25 protein-coding genes and 1 pseudogene are annotated in these 17,336 nt (G+C 61.0%); 11 read left to right on the top strand and 15 right to left on the bottom strand.

The window, feature by feature from the left end:
* Positions 1-30: 30 nt before the first annotated feature.
* Positions 31-399 (top strand): response regulator, encoded by a 369-nt coding sequence (locus GGR25_RS11230; protein ID WP_183398883.1) that lies wholly within the window; start codon positions 31-33, stop codon positions 397-399.
* Between the two features lie 150 nt (positions 400-549).
* Here the strand turns inward: GGR25_RS11230 and GGR25_RS11225 are convergent, their stop codons facing one another.
* Complete coding sequence (locus tag GGR25_RS11225; protein WP_183398882.1) at positions 550-828, bottom strand: hypothetical protein; 279 nt, start codon at positions 826-828, stop codon at positions 550-552.
* Between the two features lie 47 nt (positions 829-875).
* Positions 876-1,052, bottom strand: a complete 177-nt coding sequence (locus GGR25_RS11220; RefSeq protein ID WP_183398881.1) for a hypothetical protein — start codon at positions 1,050-1,052, stop codon at positions 876-878.
* A gap of 282 nt (positions 1,053-1,334) precedes the next feature.
* On the opposite strand from GGR25_RS11220, the gene GGR25_RS11215 reads away from it, so the two are divergent.
* From GGR25_RS11215 to GGR25_RS11185, 7 genes and pseudogenes are all read left to right on the top strand, one after another.
* Positions 1,335-1,643 (top strand): DUF2834 domain-containing protein, encoded by a 309-nt coding sequence (locus GGR25_RS11215; protein ID WP_210299911.1) that lies wholly within the window; start codon positions 1,335-1,337, stop codon positions 1,641-1,643.
* A gap of 79 nt (positions 1,644-1,722) precedes the next feature.
* Entirely contained in the window at positions 1,723-2,436 is a 714-nt protein-coding gene (locus GGR25_RS11210) for an SOS response-associated peptidase (protein ID WP_183399549.1), read from the top strand.
* 82 nt (positions 2,437-2,518) lie between these two features.
* Positions 2,519-2,716, top strand: a complete 198-nt coding sequence (locus tag GGR25_RS11205) for a hypothetical protein (protein WP_183398880.1) — start codon at positions 2,519-2,521, stop codon at positions 2,714-2,716.
* A gap of 268 nt (positions 2,717-2,984) precedes the next feature.
* Positions 2,985-3,443: a thermonuclease family protein gene (locus tag GGR25_RS11200; protein WP_183398879.1), complete on the top strand. Its 459-nt coding sequence runs from the start codon at positions 2,985-2,987 to the stop codon at positions 3,441-3,443.
* A 35-nt stretch (positions 3,444-3,478) separates the two neighbouring features.
* Positions 3,479-3,656, top strand: a pseudogene (locus tag GGR25_RS11195) (IS1595 family transposase); the annotation flags it as partial.
* Positions 3,657-3,874: 218 nt separating this feature from the next.
* The gene (locus tag GGR25_RS11190; RefSeq protein ID WP_183398878.1) at positions 3,875-4,060 is read left to right on the top strand and encodes a hypothetical protein; all 186 of its coding nucleotides are present in this window, start codon (positions 3,875-3,877) and stop codon (positions 4,058-4,060) included.
* Between the two features lie 12 nt (positions 4,061-4,072).
* The gene (locus GGR25_RS11185) at positions 4,073-4,921 is read left to right on the top strand and encodes a hypothetical protein (protein ID WP_183398877.1); all 849 of its coding nucleotides are present in this window, start codon (positions 4,073-4,075) and stop codon (positions 4,919-4,921) included.
* Between the two features lie 198 nt (positions 4,922-5,119).
* On the opposite strand, the gene GGR25_RS11180 is transcribed toward GGR25_RS11185, so the two are convergent.
* Positions 5,120-5,881, bottom strand: a complete 762-nt coding sequence (locus tag GGR25_RS11180; RefSeq protein WP_183398876.1) for a hypothetical protein — start codon at positions 5,879-5,881, stop codon at positions 5,120-5,122.
* Positions 5,882-6,060: 179 nt separating this feature from the next.
* On the opposite strand from GGR25_RS11180, the gene GGR25_RS25100 reads away from it, so the two are divergent.
* Entirely contained in the window at positions 6,061-6,687 is a 627-nt protein-coding gene (locus tag GGR25_RS25100) for an SH3 domain-containing protein (protein WP_183398875.1), read from the top strand.
* Between the two features lie 231 nt (positions 6,688-6,918).
* On the opposite strand, the gene GGR25_RS11170 is transcribed toward GGR25_RS25100, so the two are convergent.
* The 3 genes from GGR25_RS11170 to GGR25_RS24575 all read right to left on the bottom strand — a co-directional run bounded on the left by GGR25_RS11170 (position 6,919) and on the right by GGR25_RS24575 (position 8,783).
* Complete coding sequence (locus GGR25_RS11170; protein ID WP_183398874.1) at positions 6,919-7,143, bottom strand: hypothetical protein; 225 nt, start codon at positions 7,141-7,143, stop codon at positions 6,919-6,921.
* Between the two features lie 136 nt (positions 7,144-7,279).
* Positions 7,280-8,191, bottom strand: a complete 912-nt coding sequence (locus GGR25_RS11165) for an Abi family protein (RefSeq protein WP_183398873.1) — start codon at positions 8,189-8,191, stop codon at positions 7,280-7,282.
* A gap of 289 nt (positions 8,192-8,480) precedes the next feature.
* The gene (locus tag GGR25_RS24575) at positions 8,481-8,783 is read right to left on the bottom strand and encodes a helix-turn-helix domain-containing protein (protein ID WP_246409575.1); all 303 of its coding nucleotides are present in this window, start codon (positions 8,781-8,783) and stop codon (positions 8,481-8,483) included.
* Positions 8,784-8,860: 77 nt separating this feature from the next.
* On the opposite strand from GGR25_RS24575, the gene GGR25_RS11160 reads away from it, so the two are divergent.
* Positions 8,861-9,310 carry a hypothetical protein gene (locus GGR25_RS11160; RefSeq protein ID WP_183398872.1) on the top strand — a complete coding sequence of 150 codons (450 nt, stop codon included), beginning with the start codon at positions 8,861-8,863 and terminating at the stop codon, positions 9,308-9,310.
* 794 nt (positions 9,311-10,104) lie between these two features.
* On the opposite strand, the gene GGR25_RS11155 is transcribed toward GGR25_RS11160, so the two are convergent.
* From GGR25_RS11155 to GGR25_RS11125, 7 genes are all read right to left on the bottom strand, one after another.
* A complete protein-coding gene (locus tag GGR25_RS11155) occupies positions 10,105-11,193 on the bottom strand; it encodes an AAA family ATPase (protein ID WP_183398871.1) in 1,089 nt (362 codons plus the stop codon).
* Complete coding sequence (locus tag GGR25_RS11150) at positions 11,190-11,732, bottom strand: hypothetical protein (RefSeq protein WP_183398870.1); 543 nt, start codon at positions 11,730-11,732, stop codon at positions 11,190-11,192. Before GGR25_RS11150 ends, GGR25_RS11155 begins: the two co-directional genes overlap by 4 nt.
* A complete protein-coding gene (locus GGR25_RS11145) occupies positions 11,729-11,974 on the bottom strand; it encodes a hypothetical protein (RefSeq protein WP_183398869.1) in 246 nt (81 codons plus the stop codon). Before GGR25_RS11145 ends, GGR25_RS11150 begins: the two co-directional genes overlap by 4 nt.
* Entirely contained in the window at positions 11,971-12,174 is a 204-nt protein-coding gene (locus GGR25_RS11140) for a hypothetical protein (protein WP_183398868.1), read from the bottom strand. The genes GGR25_RS11145 and GGR25_RS11140 overlap by 4 nt, the downstream gene beginning before the upstream one ends.
* Positions 12,175-12,396, bottom strand: coding sequence for a helix-turn-helix transcriptional regulator (locus GGR25_RS11135; RefSeq protein WP_210299910.1), 222 nt, complete (start codon positions 12,394-12,396; stop codon positions 12,175-12,177).
* A 166-nt stretch (positions 12,397-12,562) separates the two neighbouring features.
* Positions 12,563-13,204: a hypothetical protein gene (locus GGR25_RS11130; protein ID WP_183398867.1), complete on the bottom strand. Its 642-nt coding sequence runs from the start codon at positions 13,202-13,204 to the stop codon at positions 12,563-12,565.
* A gap of 179 nt (positions 13,205-13,383) precedes the next feature.
* Positions 13,384-14,718 (bottom strand): site-specific integrase, encoded by a 1,335-nt coding sequence (locus GGR25_RS11125; RefSeq protein ID WP_183398866.1) that lies wholly within the window; start codon positions 14,716-14,718, stop codon positions 13,384-13,386.
* Positions 14,719-15,180: 462 nt separating this feature from the next.
* Between GGR25_RS11125 and GGR25_RS11120 the strand changes: the two genes are divergently transcribed.
* Positions 15,181-15,594, top strand: coding sequence for a DUF2177 family protein (locus GGR25_RS11120; protein WP_183398865.1), 414 nt, complete (start codon positions 15,181-15,183; stop codon positions 15,592-15,594).
* Positions 15,595-15,642: 48 nt separating this feature from the next.
* Here GGR25_RS11120 and GGR25_RS11115 read toward each other — a convergent pair whose 3' ends face one another.
* Together GGR25_RS11115 and GGR25_RS11110 are read right to left on the bottom strand one after the other, a co-directional pair.
* Positions 15,643-16,458: a DUF1295 domain-containing protein gene (locus tag GGR25_RS11115; RefSeq protein WP_183398864.1), complete on the bottom strand. Its 816-nt coding sequence runs from the start codon at positions 16,456-16,458 to the stop codon at positions 15,643-15,645.
* Positions 16,455-17,333 (bottom strand): alpha/beta hydrolase, encoded by an 879-nt coding sequence (locus GGR25_RS11110; protein WP_183398863.1) that lies wholly within the window; start codon positions 17,331-17,333, stop codon positions 16,455-16,457. Before GGR25_RS11110 ends, GGR25_RS11115 begins: the two co-directional genes overlap by 4 nt.
* Positions 17,334-17,336: the final 3 nt, after the last annotated feature.

The raw sequence follows: 17,336 nt of genomic DNA, 5'->3' as shown, positions 1-17,336 counted from the left end.
CTGTTCGGCCTGGCCTTAGGATTCATTCTCATGTTGCCCGAGCCTTTCGCTACGATCCTCCTTGTGGAGGACGAGCCGCTAATCCGAATGGCCACAGCTGTGGAGCTGGAGGGCGCTGGCTTTCAGGTGCTGCAGGCGTCCGATGCGGCTGAAGCAATCGCCATGCTTGATCGGGAGCCGTCCATAAGGGTCATCGTCACAGACATCGACATGCCTGGAGACATGGACGGCGTGAGACTGGCCCACACCGTCCGACATCGCTGGCCGCCAGTGCATATCGTAGTTATCTCCGGCCGACGTGCACCGCAGGCAAGTGACTTGCCGGAGAAGGCTGTATTTTTCGCGAAGCCTTGCCGCTTCACCGATTTGAACAGAACATTGCGAAGTTTTGTAATTTGATCTTGCGAAGCCGTCTGCTCACTCGTCCATGTTGAGATTTTGGCCGACCGTTTGCACCAGGCCTCTTAGCCGGCCATCGAGCACCCTTTCCCGCAATTTTTCGAGGAAGGGTCAAACTTTCGCACAGGTGAGGAAGGTGACGGTTCGCGTTCATCGCCCACCGCCGTCATATCTCCCACGATCCCCAAACCAGTCCGGTTCGGCGAGCAGCTCCAGCTTGATCTCGTAAGCGGTTTCGAGACACCGGCGGCAGAGCGGCCTGCACGGCACTTTGTGGACATGCGCCCGGCAACACACGATGGCGGCGATACGACGCTGTTTCGGGACGGCGATATAGGCGCGGAGCGCGCGCAGCACGATTACTGTGGTGTCCAGTGTCAGGCGGACGCCTTTCCCGGCGGTGACGCGGCGCTCGATCAGGTCCTTCAAGCGCCAGGGCGTCATCTCGGGCGGGACGGGGTTAGGCCCATCACTCGTCATCGCGCTCGCCGACGGACATAGCCGGTGGAGATCTGCTCGCGGCGATCGTCGTAAGCGAGCAAGAGCGTCTCGATCACCCCGCGCAGGTCGCCGCCGTGGACCACGATCAGTTGATCGATCCGTGCCATCAGCGCCCTTTCCTGATCGGTCAGATCCTGATCCTGCTCGGTCACTGCCATCTCCTTTGCCACAATTCGTTCTTATAATGTTCTCGTTCGTGGTGGAGTCAATCGACCGCCGATTGATATGGGCGGCTGCCCGAGACGCGCGCTTGCTGCTATCCTCGCGTGTGTGAGCTGCATCCCCCGATGCGGTTCGCGAGAGCCCGACCGCGGATTGCCCCACATACTTTGCGCGGCCGGGCTCTTCGTGCCGCAGGCCGGTGTCCACCCTTATAGGGCGCTTTCAACAAGCCCACCTCGACCTTTAGCGGCTTCTCTGCGAGGAATAGAGCATTGACGATCCGACATTTTTATATCGCCATGGCAATTATCGGGACGGCCGCTCCCTGGTTGTTCTTTTCGTCTTTCTTTGCGCAGCATGGCCTCGCGCTTCCGCTATTTCTTAAGTCGCTGTTTGCAAATGATCCATCCGCTGGATTTTCGGCCGATATACTCATTTCGATACCGATTTTCTGGGTTTGGTCATGGCGCGACGCCGTGAAGCACAAGGTCGAGCGCTGGTGGCTGGTTCTTCCTGGAAGTTTCTTTGTGGGTCTGTCGCTGGCACTGCCGCTGTACCTCTATTTGCGGGAACGGGATTGATGGGACCGACCAGTTAAGGACTGCAGTGTCCATCGACCACGAATTGTGCGGCTCCGGCGCCTATGGCAGGCTGGCTGGCATGTGCAACCTCTACAGCATGACCTCGAACGCAGAAGCGATCAGGGCGATGACCGGGGCGATGCTCGACACGACGGGTAACTTGCCGCCGCTTCCGGGCATCTATCCGGACTATGCCGCACCGGTCGTGCGCAACTCGCCCGCCGGCCGCGAACTGGCCATGGTCCGTTGGGGTATGCCGTCGTCATCCCAGGCCCTGTTCAAGGCGGCGACGACACGCGCCGACAAGCTGCGGGCCAAGGGCAAGGATATCAACTTTCCCGCGCTGCTGAAGGCCGAGCCCGACAGCGGCACGACCAATATCCGCAACACGGCGAGCAAGCACTGGACGCGCTGGCTGGGCGTCGAGCATCGCTGCGTCGTGCCGTTCACGTCGTTCAGCGAGTTCAACAGGGACGCGGGCGGCGATATCTGGTTCGCCCTCTCGGCCGAGCGGCCGCTCGCGGTCTTCGCCGGTATCTGGGTCCCGCAGTGGACATCCGTCCGCAAGATCAGGACGGGCGAAGAGACGATCGACCTTTTCGGCTTCCTGACGACGGAACCGAACGCTGAGGTCGGCGCGATCCATCCCAAGGCTATGCCGGCGATCCTGACCAAGCCGGAAGATATCGAGACCTGGCTCACGGCGCCGGCGGCCGACGCGCTCGCTCTGCAAAGGCCGCTGCCGGATGGAGCGCTGCAGATCGTGGCGCGCGGGGTGAAGAAAGACGGCTAACTCCTGTCGCATTTTGGCACGAAGTTGCATTCTTCATATGATACTATCTTCAGGTGAATGCACGCGCACTGGGGAGCGCTATATGCACACCACGGCTGAATATGTCGGAAGAATGTCGGGGGAACTGGCCAAATTGGCTAATGTCGCGGGGCTGCCGTTTCTGGCCTATCTGCTGAAGATGGCGGAGACTGAAGCCCAAGCAACGGTTGGAGATGATGGCCCAAACGAGACCCCTCGGCAGCGAGCAAGCGCTTTCGAAGATCGAGCACAAGCTGGCTGAGCTGATCAATCTCACTGACGTCGCCGACATGCCGGACCTCCGGCGCCGGCTCATCGCCGCATCCGATGAGGCCCGACGGCTTCGTCCGCCTTCCGACCCGCCAATGGTGCCCGATCTATGACGCTAGGCCAGTGGATGATCGTCTGGCTGGGTGTCTTGCTCGTCGTCGTTTTCGGCGCGCATTGGCTGTTCATGCGGTGGTTCAGGAAGACGGCGGGGCATCGGGCTGCGGTCACCTGCCGGCCGGAAGCGGACAGATAGCGACGCGATGCTGCTTCGTCGTCCTTTCCGAATTCGTCTCGCCGCGGCCCTTGTCGCAGCGGCGCTGCCTCTGGCCGCACACGCCGAAGCGATCGACGGCGACCGGATCGTGATCATCGACGGCGACACCGTTGCGCTGCCCTGTGTCGCGCCGTCGAAGGGGTGCGCCGAGAAGATCCGCTTCATCGATATCGACGCGCCGGAGACATTCCGGCCGCGTTGCGAGAACGAGCGACGGGTCGGGCTGGAGGCCAAGGCTCGGGTCGCGAAGCTTCTCCGCGGCGCGACCGTCTATGTCGAGCGGTCGGGCCGCAAGGATCGCTATGGGCGGACGCTGGCCAACCTCACGACGGCTGACGGCGACGTGGGCGATGTGCTGGTGCGTGGAGGGCTGGCGTTGCCCTATCGGCCTGGCGCCGAGGCCAAGGCGGCGCGAACTGCACACTGGTGCGGTGAGAACCTGTAAACGAGAGGCCAGCGGGCCACAGGGTGGGTCGCTGGCGCATGGTCGAAGGCCAGCACCATCACGTGTCTGCTCTTGCTACCTGCATCAGTACGCGGCGCACGCAGCGTGGCTAGAGGATCATCGCAAGCTGGACAACGGCGCATGGCGCGCCGCGCTCTTGGGCTGGCGATGGCGCATCCGGTGAGCCGTACGTGGAAGGGCTATCGGCATCGCCAATTGCAACTAATTGCACAGAGCATAAATCAGCGCATGAAGCCGCGTTTGTGCCGAGCCCCGGAAAATGAGCCGGAATGCGTTCGTGTGCAAACGGGACATAAGCACGAATTGTCAATGAAAGCATCGTACGCTTGCGACGTGATTCATGCCGTGCGATGGTTCAAACAATGAACCACGGTGAACGTGCCGCATTGATAGCTAAAGAGGAGGGTCGCATGGTCGTCACTAGCACGCATAACAGCGCTCTTATCGATAAGCTCGTACGGCTCGCGAATGGCAATATCGAGCTCGTGCAGGAAGCTATCCGCGCGACCGCCAAGAAGGGCGGCAAGGAAGCCGACCTGGGCGACATTATTGACTACATCGTCCAGAATCGGGATCGGCAGACTGCCGCAGCCTGACGGCGCTTCGCTATGGCGATAGCGTGGACAACCATCGCTATTGTGTTTGCGCTTCTCCCTGGTGTCTCTTTCTTTTTCGGCGCCGCCCTTAAGGAGCGCTTCGCGCGCGACCTCATCCGAACAAGCGTGGTTGGGGATGTCGCGGGAGCGTTCTTTGTCTCGTTGGCCGCACATAGCCTGTCCTGGTATATTTCCGCGACGTTCTTTGGGTTCAACATCAAGTCATACATATATCCATTAGTATATTATAGAGTATATCCTAGTTTTTATGTTCTTCAACAGATCGAGCGTGGGATAGAAATTTCAGTAATATATGCCTTTGTCATATCAACGGCGTCATTTTCGATCGGGATTCTTTTAGCATATTGTGGAGTATTTCGGTATTTTTCAGCTTTCAAATGGGTAAAAAATCTATCATCAGAAGATTATTCTATAATAACAGCATACATTGCCACAAATGTGGTCGAAAATAATCGATGTTTAATGTACAAAGGTATTCTAGAAGAGTATTTTCTTGATGGAAATGGCTCTTTTTCCTATATCGTACTGAGAAATTGTTCGAAATATTTCATGATCATGGATGGTGATACGCCATCTACAGGTCTAAAAACACAATTATTTCCAAATCATGACTATAATAATAATAACGAATGGAACTATTTTTTAATAAACGGGGCAAATATCTCTAATGTACTATTTGATAAGACGAATACATCAATTGTCAATGTCTCCGAGTCGATCAATAGATTGAATGATGAGTTGCAACGACTAGTAAAAGACATTCAAGCTAGCAACATCAGATCTCAAGTTAATGTAACCGCCACACGCATCCCCCGGGATTCATCCCAACAGGATGGTTGAAAGTAAGTGCATCACGAAGTTTCGATACTCATTGCCGGTATCAGTTCACTAACTACCGACGCTCCCAGACCAGATTGCCTTTGGCGTCAGCCCGCGACCGAACATCCCCTGCGTCCCTCATCGCTCGTAGCGCCTTGCTGACGCGCTTCGTGAGTTCGGCAAGGGCAGTTCCTGGCCCCGTGGGTCCCCGCAGCACCCCTACCCGCTCGCCCGGCTCTGCGTCACGTCGATCTCATGCACCTCGCCGGCGAACGAGACCGTGATGCGGTAGACCTTCGGCTTGTCGGTCGCCACCAGCTTCGGCGGCGCGATGACCACCCGGCCGCCGTACCACTCGCCTGGCAGCACGGTGTTGTCCTTCATCACGGATTGCTCGAGCACCGCCAAATTGCGCTGGCCGGTCTCGACCGCGTCGGCAATCATCGCCGAGTTCGTCGCGGCGGCATTCGCATTGGCGATTGCTGCGGCCGACGCGTCGTAGCCCGACACCGTCACGCGTGAGACGCCATAGGGCGAATAGACCGTGCCGCTGGCGTTGTAGTAGCCCGCATTCGCCGCGGCGGCCGCGTTGGCGCTGGCAGCCAGGCCAACGAGGATCGCCCGGTTGAGCTGCACTTGCTTCTCCTCTGCGACAAGGTCGTCATAGCTGTAGACCTTGAGCTCATAGGGCTTGTCGCCAGGGATCGACTGCGAAACGCGCACGTCGCGGACATAGAGCGTCGCGGGCGCCGGCCCGGTGTTGAGCACGGCGACGACGAAGGCCGGCCGCTCGCCGCCTTGAAACGACCGGGTCGCCGGCCGGACCATCACCACCGATTTCGGCTTCTTGGAAATCAGCGCCGGCTGGCCGTCGCGCACGATCGCCTCTTGCTGCGCGTTCGGCACAAACGACGGTGTCTCGACACTGGTGCATGACGCCAGCGCAGCCGCAGACGCCAGCGCAACAATTCTTGCCCTCATGGTAGCCCCTCCCCCGAAGGGGAGAAGATCATCCCAACACAATCGGGAGTCGAGTCCCTTTCCACAGTCTAGCGCCGGGTCGAAATGCCGAGGTGCCGCGCCACCAAGTGCGACCGGCGACGCGCTCGACTTCCAATTGTCTGGCCGGCAGACTGCTCGCGCGCTTTGGGGAGGGCGGCATGGGGAGTTCGGGGCGACTGCCGTGGGCGATCGTCATTGTCGGCGCCGGGCTGTGGTGGCTTTCGTCGAAAGCGCCCGAACGCGCGCCACCACCGCCGGACACGAACTCCGCAACGAGCATCAACCAGGATTCACGCGGCCAACCGCAGGCGGCACCTGTGCAGCCACCTCCCGCGGCGCCCGCGCCACGTCCGGCCGCACCCGCCCCGCGCCTTGATCCTCCGGCCGCAGCTCCCCGTGCCGTGCGCCTGTTCACGAGCACAACGGCGAGGGTCCGCGCCGGGCCGGGGACGACGTTTCCGGTCGTCACGGTCCTGCCGGCTGGGCAATCTCTGGACGGCTTTGAAGTCACCGGAGAATGGCGAAGGGTGAAGGCGACCGGCGCGGCAGGTTGGGTTCACGTCGACCTTTTGGCAGAAGCCACTCCAGCCGCGCCGCGACCTCTCGTTTCAGCTCCCCGGCCGCCGGCCGATCCCGCGCCAATGCAACGCGGCGCCAACCCGGTGCGTGAGCCCTATGTCGGCCGCTGCGATTGCCCGTACGACCTCATGCGCAACGGGCGCCTGTGCGGTGGCCGAAGCGCCTACAGCCGGCCGGGCGGGCGCTCCCCGATCTGCTACGACTAGAGCGGCCCGAGCGCTCGAACGGCCCGCCGCTGCTCGCTGCGCGCGGCGTCAGCATGCCTCCCTATCGCGCTTGAAGCCCGTCCCGCATTGGTTCGGGGTATTGGTCATGGTCTGATATGTGCGCGACTTCGTATTGGCCATGGTGCAGGCCGTGAGAGAAGGAGCGGCGACTGAAAGCGCCACAAGTACCATCACGAATCGCATTTTGACCTCCCTCGGGGCCTAACTTCCTCAATCGCCCCAACCGCTAACGCTTTTCATGTTGATAGGTTCAAAGCGGATGGGCTGCGTCATGCGCTTCAGTTTGTCGAGATAGGCGCCAGTATCGAGATGCGTGCCGCGAATGAGGCCCATAGCCTCTTCCGTCACCTTCTCGCCGCGCTCGGCGTCTCGCTGGATCGAACGTTCGGCGCGGCCAGAAACAGCAGCGGTTTCTGCCGAAAATGCAGTCGCCAAGTTGGCGCTTGCATCCCATCGTGCCGTCGCGCCTGCCGTTCCGGCCTTAGTCTCCGGATGCAGCTCCTCATAGATCGCCTTACGCCGCGCCCGTGCGCCTTGGCCTCAGAATCTGCAGGTGCTACAGGCGCTACCATCAAGCGCAGGCCGACTTCCAGGCAGGCATTTCTTTCCAGTTGGTCGGGAACCCCATCGCAGCGGTGCCTGCAAGCGGGCAGGACGCGACCAAGTCAGCCAGGTGTTTCCGCCACTCTGTGCCAGGCGCGACTATCCCGATCAGATAACCAAGAACTGCCAACGTGTTGTAGAGCTTTCGCGTGGCCGCCGTGTTCATCGCCAGCTTTAGGGAACCCGGAGAGTTTGGAATGGTCATTGTGACGGTAAATTGCTTGTTCCAGAGCCTTCCGTGATGAGCACAGATATTCCGCACATAGGTCAGATGATGAGCGACCGAGGTAAGAACCTTCTCATCCAGTCCATAAATCTTCGCGATCGCCTGTCGATCTGGACGACGCTTCAAGTTGCTATACCACTTTGAGAGCTGCCCTAGCGACATGACTTCGGCAGTCATCCATATTGGTGGTTGCTCTGGATCGTCATACTTGGACTTGTAGTGGACGATAAAGGTGTCAGTCGACCGCTCAATTTCATCCAAAAGGCCGGTGAGTGCATTCGCAAATCGATCCGCTCGATCATATAGGTTCGGATCAAGATAGCCGTGGGAGCCATATTTCACGGCAAGGTGGTATGCCCAAGCACCCCGCAATGAGACCTCGATCCGCTCAATCGCATCCATGACGAGCAAGCGAAGTTGGCGGTCGAACACGTAGAGCGCAACGGCATCATCGATCGAAGTGCCGTTGCGAAACATATGGTCGCCGTTGACGGGCGCAAGCTGCTCAAATGGGAGCCAATATGCTCTAAGCCTGTAATAACTGACGTGCTGAAGGTAGTGTTCTGCCCTTGCCCGATCGGGGATCGTCATCCCTCTTCGTTTGAGAAGCGCGATCTGGTCAGCAATGGGTAAAGAAGGTTTGGCAAACTTCATGCCGTCATAAATATGACGAGAAATCGCCCCTGAAAAGAAGAAACCCGCCGGGGTGCGCAGTGCGAAGCCGAGGCTTCGTCCGAGGCGTGGCGGGTCTTATTAATTCGAGATATGGCCCATCTTTTCTAAGAAGGCAATAACGGGAGCGTCCGAAAATTTGCTCCGGATCCCGCGTTCCGACGCAACCCATTGGTATGGATTCGGATCTTTTCGGCCGCCCGTTCCGGCTACTTACCCTTGTATCGAGCTGCATCCCCATACTTCAGCGACCATCTCGGGAGTGAAAAGATCATCCCTCACGGGCGGGACTGTCGGTTGGCGCTTTTGTGCGCTTTGCCAACCTAACACCCGCGCCGCCGCCATTCTCTGGAATGAACTCGACGCCAGCGGCCTCTAGGGCAGCGCGGATCGCTGCGAGATTATTGGTGATGGGCACTGAGCGGGCCGTCTCGAAATTTCGCACGGTGCTCAGGCCGACCGTCGCCGCCTTGGCCAGATCGGTTTGAGACCATTCGATAAGACCGCGAGCGGCCCGGCATTGCGCGGGGGTCAATGACATCCTTGGGTATTTCGCTATGGCAGTAATAGCCATCTATAACGAATTTCATTGACGATGGCTACATACAACGATATAGGTTGTACATAATGATTTTGGTTATGGAGGATGAAATGTCAAACACCATTGCGGCTGTGGCTGCTGGATATCTTGCTCAACCTGGTCCCTCGATGAGGGCAGCTTTTGCGTCCGCGGCATCGCCGCTCGCGGAGGCATCAGCAGCGCCGGCCGACACCATCATGAGCACGCTGCGTTCGGCCCATGGCATTGCGATCCAGCGCCTGAACTCGTTGGTATCAGGGACGCCTCAAGCCACGATCGACCGCCTCTTCGCAGAGACCTTGGCAATCGAGGAGCAAGCGATGGCAGCGCCAATCGTAACGGCGAGGGACTGCGCCGCGGCAGTCGCCATTTTCGCGGATAGGACCAGGGACTGTGTCCCCGGCGAAGACGACCTGTCTTTTCTCGCCCGTGCCGCAGATACGCTGGCGCGGCTCGCTCGCGCCGATGCGACAACGCAGCTTGAGCCGGCCGACGCTATGATCGCTGCCGCGGCGGCTTAGTGGGTCGGTCAATAAACAAACACGGTCAATAGGGCGCCTTGTTCGAGGCGCCCTTTCTCTTTTTGGGGGCAGGATCTCGCGCGTCGGTATCGTGGCATACGGCGACGCATCCTCAGATGCGCTACTCGCGGGCGCGCGAGGGTGAACGTCAAATTGCCCACTGTGAATTTTCCGACGCTGGAAAACGCGAGACTGTTCGGACGATTGCAGAGCGATGGCAATGCTGCGCAGGAGTTTCCGTATACCGTAAAATGCGCGCGCGAATATCACCGATTTATCTACGGTCATCACGCGAGCTGAGGCCGCAATTTCGTCAGCAGTACGCGCGCGAGACGCAAGCCGAAGCCGACGCGGTGCGGAGTTTTCGGACGCCGTAAAAGGGATGGCTCACCGATTTATCTGAAGTCATCACGCGAGGGCGCCGGTTATCGGTGCCACAGCGGCCCGATCGCAGATGCGATGGCGAGAAGTGCGACGAACAGAGCACCGGCTATCGCCACCCACGCGATAAGCTCTCGCCACGACGCGCGCATATGGCGCCTCAAGCGCATGCGAAAATCGTCCGGCTCGGACAGCCAGTCGCTTAGGTGAACAAGAGCCATGATTAGCCGAAAGCGGATATGCAGTCTCAAGACTGGCGAACTTCCTGATTAGAGCGCTTTCGAGGGAACAGCACTCCCTCACATTGCCTTTCGAGAGGTATGTGTTGGATTTCATTGCAGCTCTCTTGGCGAAGCTTTTTTACCGGGGGGCTCCCCCCGATAAGATCGATAAGAACGGTAAGAAGGGTGTTCTCACGACTCGTCATCACGTCCGCTTCTTATCTTCTTATCGTTCTTGTGGAGGGGCATAAGGTCAGTGCGCTCGGCGTGAACGTAGTGCCCGCGGCCGGCCCTGATTACCTCGCCAGCCCTCGCCATTTTGAAGAGCAGCTGATCCACATTGTTTCGCGGCATATCGGCGCCAATTGCGATCTCGCGCGGAGCCATAGGCTCGGTTGCAGATAGGAGAACATCCAGGATCGACGAGCGCTCATCGGTTCGGCGCACGTCGATAGCGTCGCCCTGAATAGTCCACTTGCAAAGGATCTTGTCAAAAAACACTGCCTTTTCAACCTCTTGAATGTCACGGCCGCGGGCATAGAGCGTGGCGCCCTGGCTATCGCGATCCAAGATGGCGACGGTATCGGCGGCTCCAGAAAGTCCAAGCGTGCCGCTTACCTTCTCGAAGGGGTCGACGTCAGAGCCTGCTTTTCTGGTGTGGTGCACGACGAGGATTGCGACACGCTCTTCCGATGCGACGCTCTGGAGTCCCTTGATCGCCTGATAGTCCGCCTCATAGGGCATGTCTCTCGCGGATGCGGCAGGGCGGAACATCTGGAGAACATCTACGATAACGAGCCGCGCATCGGGCGTGTTTCTTATCCAACTCCTTATCGCTTCGATGCCGCCTTCATTGGCGCGAGGCCATGCCGTCGCCATGTGCAAACTTATCGGCGGGGGGTCGCTAGCGATAAGAAGCTTGCGGAGGCGGCTTTGCAGTCGCCGCTCATTGTCCTCTAGTGCGAGATACAGGACGGCACCTTGGGCGCACCGCAGTCGTCCGAGGCAGGTTTCACCTTGGGCGACTGAGAGCGCGATATCATAGGCCAGCCACGACTTGCCGATTTTGGGTCTTCCGGCAAGAATGGTGAGACCCTCGGCAATGATCTCCGGAACCACGTAAGAAATGGGCGCGAAAGTTCGTGCCATGAGATCCGGCGCCGACACGATAACGGGCGCCGATGCGGGCGAGCGAGCCGCCTGGGATGCTTGAGGGCGCCAATCACCGAACCGGGCGCGCTCTTCCGCTTCGTCCAGGCTAAGGAAGGCATTGTGCGTCACGCAGCGATCCTTTCCCGTGTCTGGGCTGGGACAACGATAAACGGCCGTGGCAGGGAGAGCATGTCCCGCAAATCGCGACCGTGCCCGACGTCGACGGCATGTAGCGTCATGCCGGCAAGACGATAGGCGGCGGCCTGCGGATCGACGACAACAAGCCCCTTACGGTGCGCCATCAGCCAATCCGCAGGGGTGCGCAGAACTGGCAAGGGCAGGCCAGTTGTGCCGAGGCCATCGCGGCCTATCTGGCCTTCTCCGAGAAGCCCTCCGATTCCGAGGCGCGTCCCAATTCTTCCCGTTCGCGGATGCCACGCGGCAAGGTCAATGATCCCGTCCGATGCGATGACGGCAAAGACAAAGCTCGGATCCCCCATTGGCGATGGCGCATAGCGCCACCGTTCAGGGAAGGCGACGCGCGCGACGCGCAAGCACCATGGAGCCACGATCGCATCCAGTGGCACGCCCGCATCCAGAAGAAACGAAAGCTGCCGCATAGTCGGGGCGGTGCCCTCGGCGGGGTCCTCGAAAAGGTCCTTTATCATGCGCCATCCCCTTCCGGCGGGGTCTGGGCTTGCAGGGCCTGCCAAACTATCGCGTTAAGCTGGTTCGCGACTTGCTGTGCCTCGCCTTCCAGCTTGTAGGGACCGAAGTCGGATTGAATGCCGAAGCTGGCACCGCCGCGCGACTCATGATCGATCCACCATAAGCCGTCAGCGAGGCGAACGGGGAAAAAGCGCCCGGACTTCGGGTGTTGACGGGAAGGGAACGTCAGGACGTTGTTCATGCGCGCGCCTCGCCAAATGCATGCAGGGCGATGACGGCGGCGCGCTCCGGCAGGAAGCCAAACCGATCGGCAAGGCGTTGCGCCTGCATCACTGACGCGTTATTTTCGATCGTGACCAGCCGCCGCCAAGCGAGGTCTTCCCGAAGGGCGTTCACTGTCTCAGCAGTGGCGCCCTTCGCCGCTTCTAAGGCCTGCATCAATCAGGCGACCTCGGAAGTCGAACGACGGCGGTTCGCGTCAACCCACGCGTCGAGATCCGAGCGTTTGTAAACGACCCTTCTTCCAAGGGCACAAAAAACGGGCCCGCCACCCTTGAGCCGCTTCATGTCCAGCGTGGACTTGCTCAAATTGAGATAGTCCGCAGCTTCACGCGTGTTGAAGAGCGAAGACTCGGTTCGAAGCGAAGAATTCATGGTTTCCATTGCCGAGTATCCCGATTGATGACGGGATCATCGTCAATGTAACGCACTAGGCGTGCAATATAATCAAAATGCCCGACCGAATTTACTGGGTCGATACCCGGAACAGTCCCGGATCGATTTTGGGACGATCCCGGTCGAATTCGGGGCATTTCGGGTCGGGTATGGGCTAATCGGTCGGCTTGTCCTTGCCCGGCCTTCGTCCAGGCTTAAGATTCGGAAATCTGTTTTTCCATGCCGCTTCGAACCGCGCTCGCGTCACCGAACGGTCGGGACTCAAGCGGCGGTCTGTTTCCTTCCATGCCTTGAGCATCGAAGGCTGGCTTTCTTCGTTCGCGTACGCGTCGACGATGGATCGGAGATCAGATTCCGCCACCTGCTTCGGTAGGCTGGCGTGATGCGCGGGCGATATATCCGCTGGCAAGCGGAGGAAGAGCCATCGATGGCGCGGGCTGTCATAATAGTTGGAGCTGGACGATGCGCCGACCGGCGCCCAGCGCATTTGCGCGTCGTCAACGGGCGCCCAAGTGTAGTTCCCTTCTAGATCGTCGGGATTGGCGCGGCACTTGCCGAAAGCGGGCGCGTCGACAGTCAGGCCTCCCCACCGATCCGAGGGAATTTCCTTCACGATAGAGCCATCCAGATAGCCCGCGCGGTCGATCCCTGCCTGCAACCTGCCTAGTAGTGCTCTTGCGATCTCGGCGCGAGCCTCTGCGAAGGACCCGGCGCCTTGCAGCAAATGCCAGTCATTTCCAAACCAAGTGCCCCCGAAATTCAATACGGCGCGGCCGAAGAAGGAATAGCCCTTCACATCCTCCGGCCAAATCCGATTGCGCCAAAATTCGATAACGGATTGATCGCGCCAACCGTCCGGACACCTTGGGGGTATCACAACCATCGCAGCACCTCGCGAAGCACCGAAGCGGGCGCGGGGAAGCCGAATGGTGCATTTCGGCTTGTCGGCTGGCCGGCCTATCCCCGCGCTTCTCGTCAGCCGGTCTCCCGCGATCGGCCGAAGGGGATAACCTCCCCGGACGGGGCCGCAGCCGCGCCCTCGCCAAGCGCCTCGGCGAGTTGCGCTCCGATGGCTTCGGAAGCCCGTCGAAGCGGGTCCGCGCTCAAATGCGCATAGCGAAGCGTCGTCTTATGCTGTGCATGCCCAAGCAGCTGCCCGATGGTTTGAAGGCCAAGGTTTGATGCAGCGCCGAAACTCGCATGCGTGTGTCTGAGATCGTGAATTCTCACGTTGTCCAGCTGCGCCATGCGCCTTACGGCATTCCAGGCGCGCTTGAGATCGTGGCGGGGCTTTTCTTCCGGACCGCCGTCAATGTCGCGAGCCTCCCTCTCAGCTGGGAAGATGAACTTTCCTTGTCGAGGGAGCGACGCCAAGACCGCGAGCGCAGGCGGGTTGAGATAGATCGATCGTTTACCGGTCTTGGAATCTGGTAGCGTGGCAATACCGCGCTGGAAGTCGATCCACTCCCAGCGCATGTGCAGCACCTCCCGCAAGCGGGCTCCCGTGAAGAGCAAGAGCCGGAGGGCGCCAGCGGCATAGGGCGAGATGAGCGTGCGGCGGTTTTCGGGCTTCGGCGCATGCTTTGCCTTGGCCTTGGCTTCGTCGACCTGCCACGGAATGCCGATCGTCTCGGCTTCGCGAAGTGCGGCGCCGAAGCGCTCCAACTCATCAAGATCAAGGAAGCGCTCCCGCGATTGCTCGCGATATCGCGCCACGCCCGAAATTGGGTTTGATCCCTCGGGGAGGTATCCGTTCCCAGCCGCCCATTCAAACATGCCGCTTAGGATCGCAAGAGCGCGGTTCGCAGTGACGCGATGATCTGTCAGCCCCGCATGGAAGCGCAGGATGTCGGGGCGGCCGATCGAATCGGCTCGACGCGCGCCCCAAGCTGGCAAAATGTGTTTCTTGAATGTCGAACGATAAGACGACGCCGTTGACGGCTTCAACTTCGTCGAAATGTGCAGCCGGTCGTACTCGTCATAAAGCGCCTGCAGCGTCGGCCGGGCCTTCGCTTCCCCGATCTTCGCGGCGGGATCTTCGCCACGCGCGACGGCGCCGAGGATCGCCAACGCCCTCGCCCGCGCTTCGTCGGGTGTGAGCGGCCCGTGTCTGCCGATCGTGACGAAGCGCTTGGCTGCCGTCCTGCCGCCGTCCCTCGGTCGGTAGCGAACGAGATAGGTCTTCGTGCCGCTTGGCTCGACACGCAAGCCGAAGCCCTTCAGCTCGCTATCCCATACGACGAAACGGGATTCCCCCGGCGCCGCCGCGTCGACGACGCGCTTGGTAATCTTGCGGGCTGGTTCGGCCATATCGGCTCTCCGGTGACCACATGGTGACCACCGAGAGGCTAACGTAAGCAGACCCGGCGGGACGGGTTGATACGTAACACGCTGATTAATCGCACACAATATATGTCGATCGTATCCAATGAGATGCAGGCCGCTTGAATGGCATTCAAGAGGTCGTCGGTTCGATTCCGATTGGCTCCACCAGTCCTCCAGATTCGGTTCTGAAAACAATCTGAACTGACGAAGCGGCCCCTTGCGGGCCGCTCTTCGTTTGGGCGCTACGCGGCGATGGCGACCATCTTCGCGTCGGCCTACCGCCTCGCCCGACGACAGGGCAGAGACATCGGCGCGCATCCGACCGCGTCACGGCTGAGCCGACTGACGAAGGCGTGCATCCTCCGGCGCCAAAGGCGCCGGGGCAGCTGATCCATGAGCGCGCGGAGGCCGTATAGCGGGGGTCAGGTTTCGAACTGGAAGGCCGTCATGCAGCTGGTAGTCGCCTATCTCGCCACGGGCATCGTGTTCCTCGCGATCGATGCCGTCTGGCTCTCGACGATGGCGAGCCGCTTCTACAAGCCGCAGCTCGGCGATCTGATGACCGATCAGGCGAACTGGCCGGCGGCCGTGCTGTTCTACCTGCTCTATGTCGCCGGTGTCGTCCTGTTCGTCGTGCAGCCGGCGCTCGCATCGGGACGATGGACGTCGGCCCTGCTGATGGGCGCGCTGTTCGGTCTGGTCGCCTATGGCACCTATGACCTTACCAACCAGGCAACGCTCCGCAACTGGCCTGCTCTGCTCACGGTGGTCGATCTCGCCTGGGGAACGGCTCTCACCGCGGTGGCCGCGACGGCCGGCTTCCTGATCACACGCATGGCGGCGGGCTGGACCAGCGGCTGATCCCGACCCCGCACGCGCAGGTTTGTGTGTCGAAGATGTGTGCCGGACTTATGCTCGCCCATTGGAGCGACGCGCGGGTCCAGGCCAGAACGCGTTCACGCGTCGCTGATAGTTCCGGAACGCATCGCCGCGCGAGCGCAGCATGTGGGCCTCGGTCGGCGGAATGCCGGAGGCATGCACCAGCAGCGCATACATCAGAAGCGGGGCCAGCAGCGCGGTGAAACCCCAGGGATGGGCGCCGGCGAGATCGATGGCGAAGAGCGGATAGGCGAGCCAGCCGAGCCATTCGAAGAAATAATTGGGATGGCGGCTCATCCCCCAGAGGCCCTGATCGCAGATGCGGCCGCGATTGGCCGGGACAGCGCGGAAGCAGGCGAGCTGTCGATCGGCGATGCCCTCCCCCAGAACCGCGATGATCGCCAGCGCGACCGCGACGCCATCGGCAATGCGCCACGTGGCGACCGGGTTATGCGCGGCGGCCGCGACGCCAAGCGCCAGAACGAGCCCCGCGAGCGCCTGGATCTGAAGAAACTGGAACAGGCGCCGGCGGGCCGATGATCCCCATTCGCGGCGGAGCGCCGCATAGCGCGGATCGTCCCCGCCCTTCAGCGTGCGCCTGAGGATATGCAGGCCGAGGCGGAGCGACCACGCCGCCGCGAGGCCGGCGACCAGGACTTGTCGCGGGATCCAGCTTTCGGCGCCGATGGGCCAGAGCGCGGCGGCGACGGCGGCCACCCCGGTCGAAAGCGACCAGATCGTATCGACCCAGCCATGATTGCCGCTGCGCTCCGCGACGAGCCAGGCTCCGGTCATGGCGAGCGAGAGAAAGACGGCAAGCCCGACGAACGGGACGAGAAGGCTCATGTCCCGCTCCCTCGTGGCGGCGTGGCGTCGATGAAGGCCGCGACATCGTCCAGGACCGGCGCGAACAGGCGGAGCGGCGGCGACAGCGCGCCGATCAGGGTGCGGTGGTCGACGCGCGGATAGAACCGCGTCGTAACCGCGTCGCCCTGCCGGCCAAGGCGCGCCGCGAGGCGGCTCGTATTGCCGGGATCGACCGTCGTGTCGTTGAGACCCGTCGCGAGGAAGGCCGGAGGCTCGCCGCCCGCCACGAAATTGATCGGCTGGCTGAGGGCTCGCGTCTGCTCCGGCCCGAAGATCGCCTCGAGCGTCCGGCTGTGCAGGGGGAGAAAATCATAGGGGCCGGCCAGACCGATCAGGCCGGCAATGTCGCGCCGGCTGTCCATGCCCTCTCCATTCAGCCATTGCCCGTCCAGTGCCAGCATCGCGGCGATATGCGCGCCGGCCGAATGTCCGGCGAGAAACAGACGGGATTCGTCGCCGCCATATTCACCCGCGTGATCGCGGGCCCAGCGGACGGCGCGCGCGCCATCTTGAAGGAAATCGGGAAAGCGCACCTCAGGATAGACGCGATAGTCGGGGATGATGGTGACGAAGCCCCGGCTTGCGAGGGCTGAACCGACGAAGCGATAGAGCGCACGTTCGCCATCCTCCCAGCCGCCGCCATAGAAGAACACGACGACCGGCCGGCCCTTGCCGCCGCCCGCCGGCGCATAGACGTCGAGGCCGTGGCGCGGCCCATCCGCATAGGCGAGATCCGCGGTGACGCGGACATTCTCGATCCGGGCCAGAGCGTTCAGCGTCGCGACCGGCGCCAGCCAGAACGCGACGCCGGCGCCGGCCAGGAGGCCGAGCGCGAGGAGCCCAGCCTTGCGCATGGC

The organism is Kaistia hirudinis, assembly GCF_014196455.1.
Lineage (GTDB): Bacteria > Pseudomonadota > Alphaproteobacteria > Rhizobiales > Kaistiaceae > Kaistia > Kaistia hirudinis.
Note: the sequence above shows the minus strand (reverse complement) of the source record. Positions and strands in the feature narration are given on the sequence as shown.

Coding starts and splice junctions, on each gene's coding strand:
- GGR25_RS11210 (WP_183399549.1), top strand. CDS start 1,723: ATGTGCAACCTCTACAGCATGACCTCGAACGCAGAAGCGATCAGGGCG.
- GGR25_RS11120 (WP_183398865.1), top strand. CDS start 15,181: ATGCAGCTGGTAGTCGCCTATCTCGCCACGGGCATCGTGTTCCTCGCG.
- GGR25_RS11145 (WP_183398869.1), bottom strand. CDS start 11,974: ATGAACAACGTCCTGACGTTCCCTTCCCGTCAACACCCGAAGTCCGGG.
- GGR25_RS11135 (WP_210299910.1), bottom strand. CDS start 12,396: ATGGAAACCATGAATTCTTCGCTTCGAACCGAGTCTTCGCTCTTCAAC.
- GGR25_RS11185 (WP_183398877.1), top strand. CDS start 4,073: ATGGCGATAGCGTGGACAACCATCGCTATTGTGTTTGCGCTTCTCCCT.
- GGR25_RS24575 (WP_246409575.1), bottom strand. CDS start 8,783: ATGGCTATTACTGCCATAGCGAAATACCCAAGGATGTCATTGACCCCC.
- GGR25_RS11230 (WP_183398883.1), top strand. CDS start 31: ATGTTGCCCGAGCCTTTCGCTACGATCCTCCTTGTGGAGGACGAGCCG.
- GGR25_RS11190 (WP_183398878.1), top strand. CDS start 3,875: ATGGTCGTCACTAGCACGCATAACAGCGCTCTTATCGATAAGCTCGTA.
- GGR25_RS11200 (WP_183398879.1), top strand. CDS start 2,985: ATGCTGCTTCGTCGTCCTTTCCGAATTCGTCTCGCCGCGGCCCTTGTC.
- GGR25_RS11165 (WP_183398873.1), bottom strand. CDS start 8,191: ATGAAGTTTGCCAAACCTTCTTTACCCATTGCTGACCAGATCGCGCTT.
- GGR25_RS25100 (WP_183398875.1), top strand. CDS start 6,061: ATGGGGAGTTCGGGGCGACTGCCGTGGGCGATCGTCATTGTCGGCGCC.
- GGR25_RS11160 (WP_183398872.1), top strand. CDS start 8,861: ATGTCAAACACCATTGCGGCTGTGGCTGCTGGATATCTTGCTCAACCT.
- GGR25_RS11205 (WP_183398880.1), top strand. CDS start 2,519: ATGCACACCACGGCTGAATATGTCGGAAGAATGTCGGGGGAACTGGCC.
- GGR25_RS11180 (WP_183398876.1), bottom strand. CDS start 5,881: ATGAGGGCAAGAATTGTTGCGCTGGCGTCTGCGGCTGCGCTGGCGTCA.
- GGR25_RS11115 (WP_183398864.1), bottom strand. CDS start 16,458: ATGAGCCTTCTCGTCCCGTTCGTCGGGCTTGCCGTCTTTCTCTCGCTC.
- GGR25_RS11150 (WP_183398870.1), bottom strand. CDS start 11,732: ATGATAAAGGACCTTTTCGAGGACCCCGCCGAGGGCACCGCCCCGACT.
- GGR25_RS11125 (WP_183398866.1), bottom strand. CDS start 14,718: ATGGCCGAACCAGCCCGCAAGATTACCAAGCGCGTCGTCGACGCGGCG.
- GGR25_RS11110 (WP_183398863.1), bottom strand. CDS start 17,333: ATGCGCAAGGCTGGGCTCCTCGCGCTCGGCCTCCTGGCCGGCGCCGGC.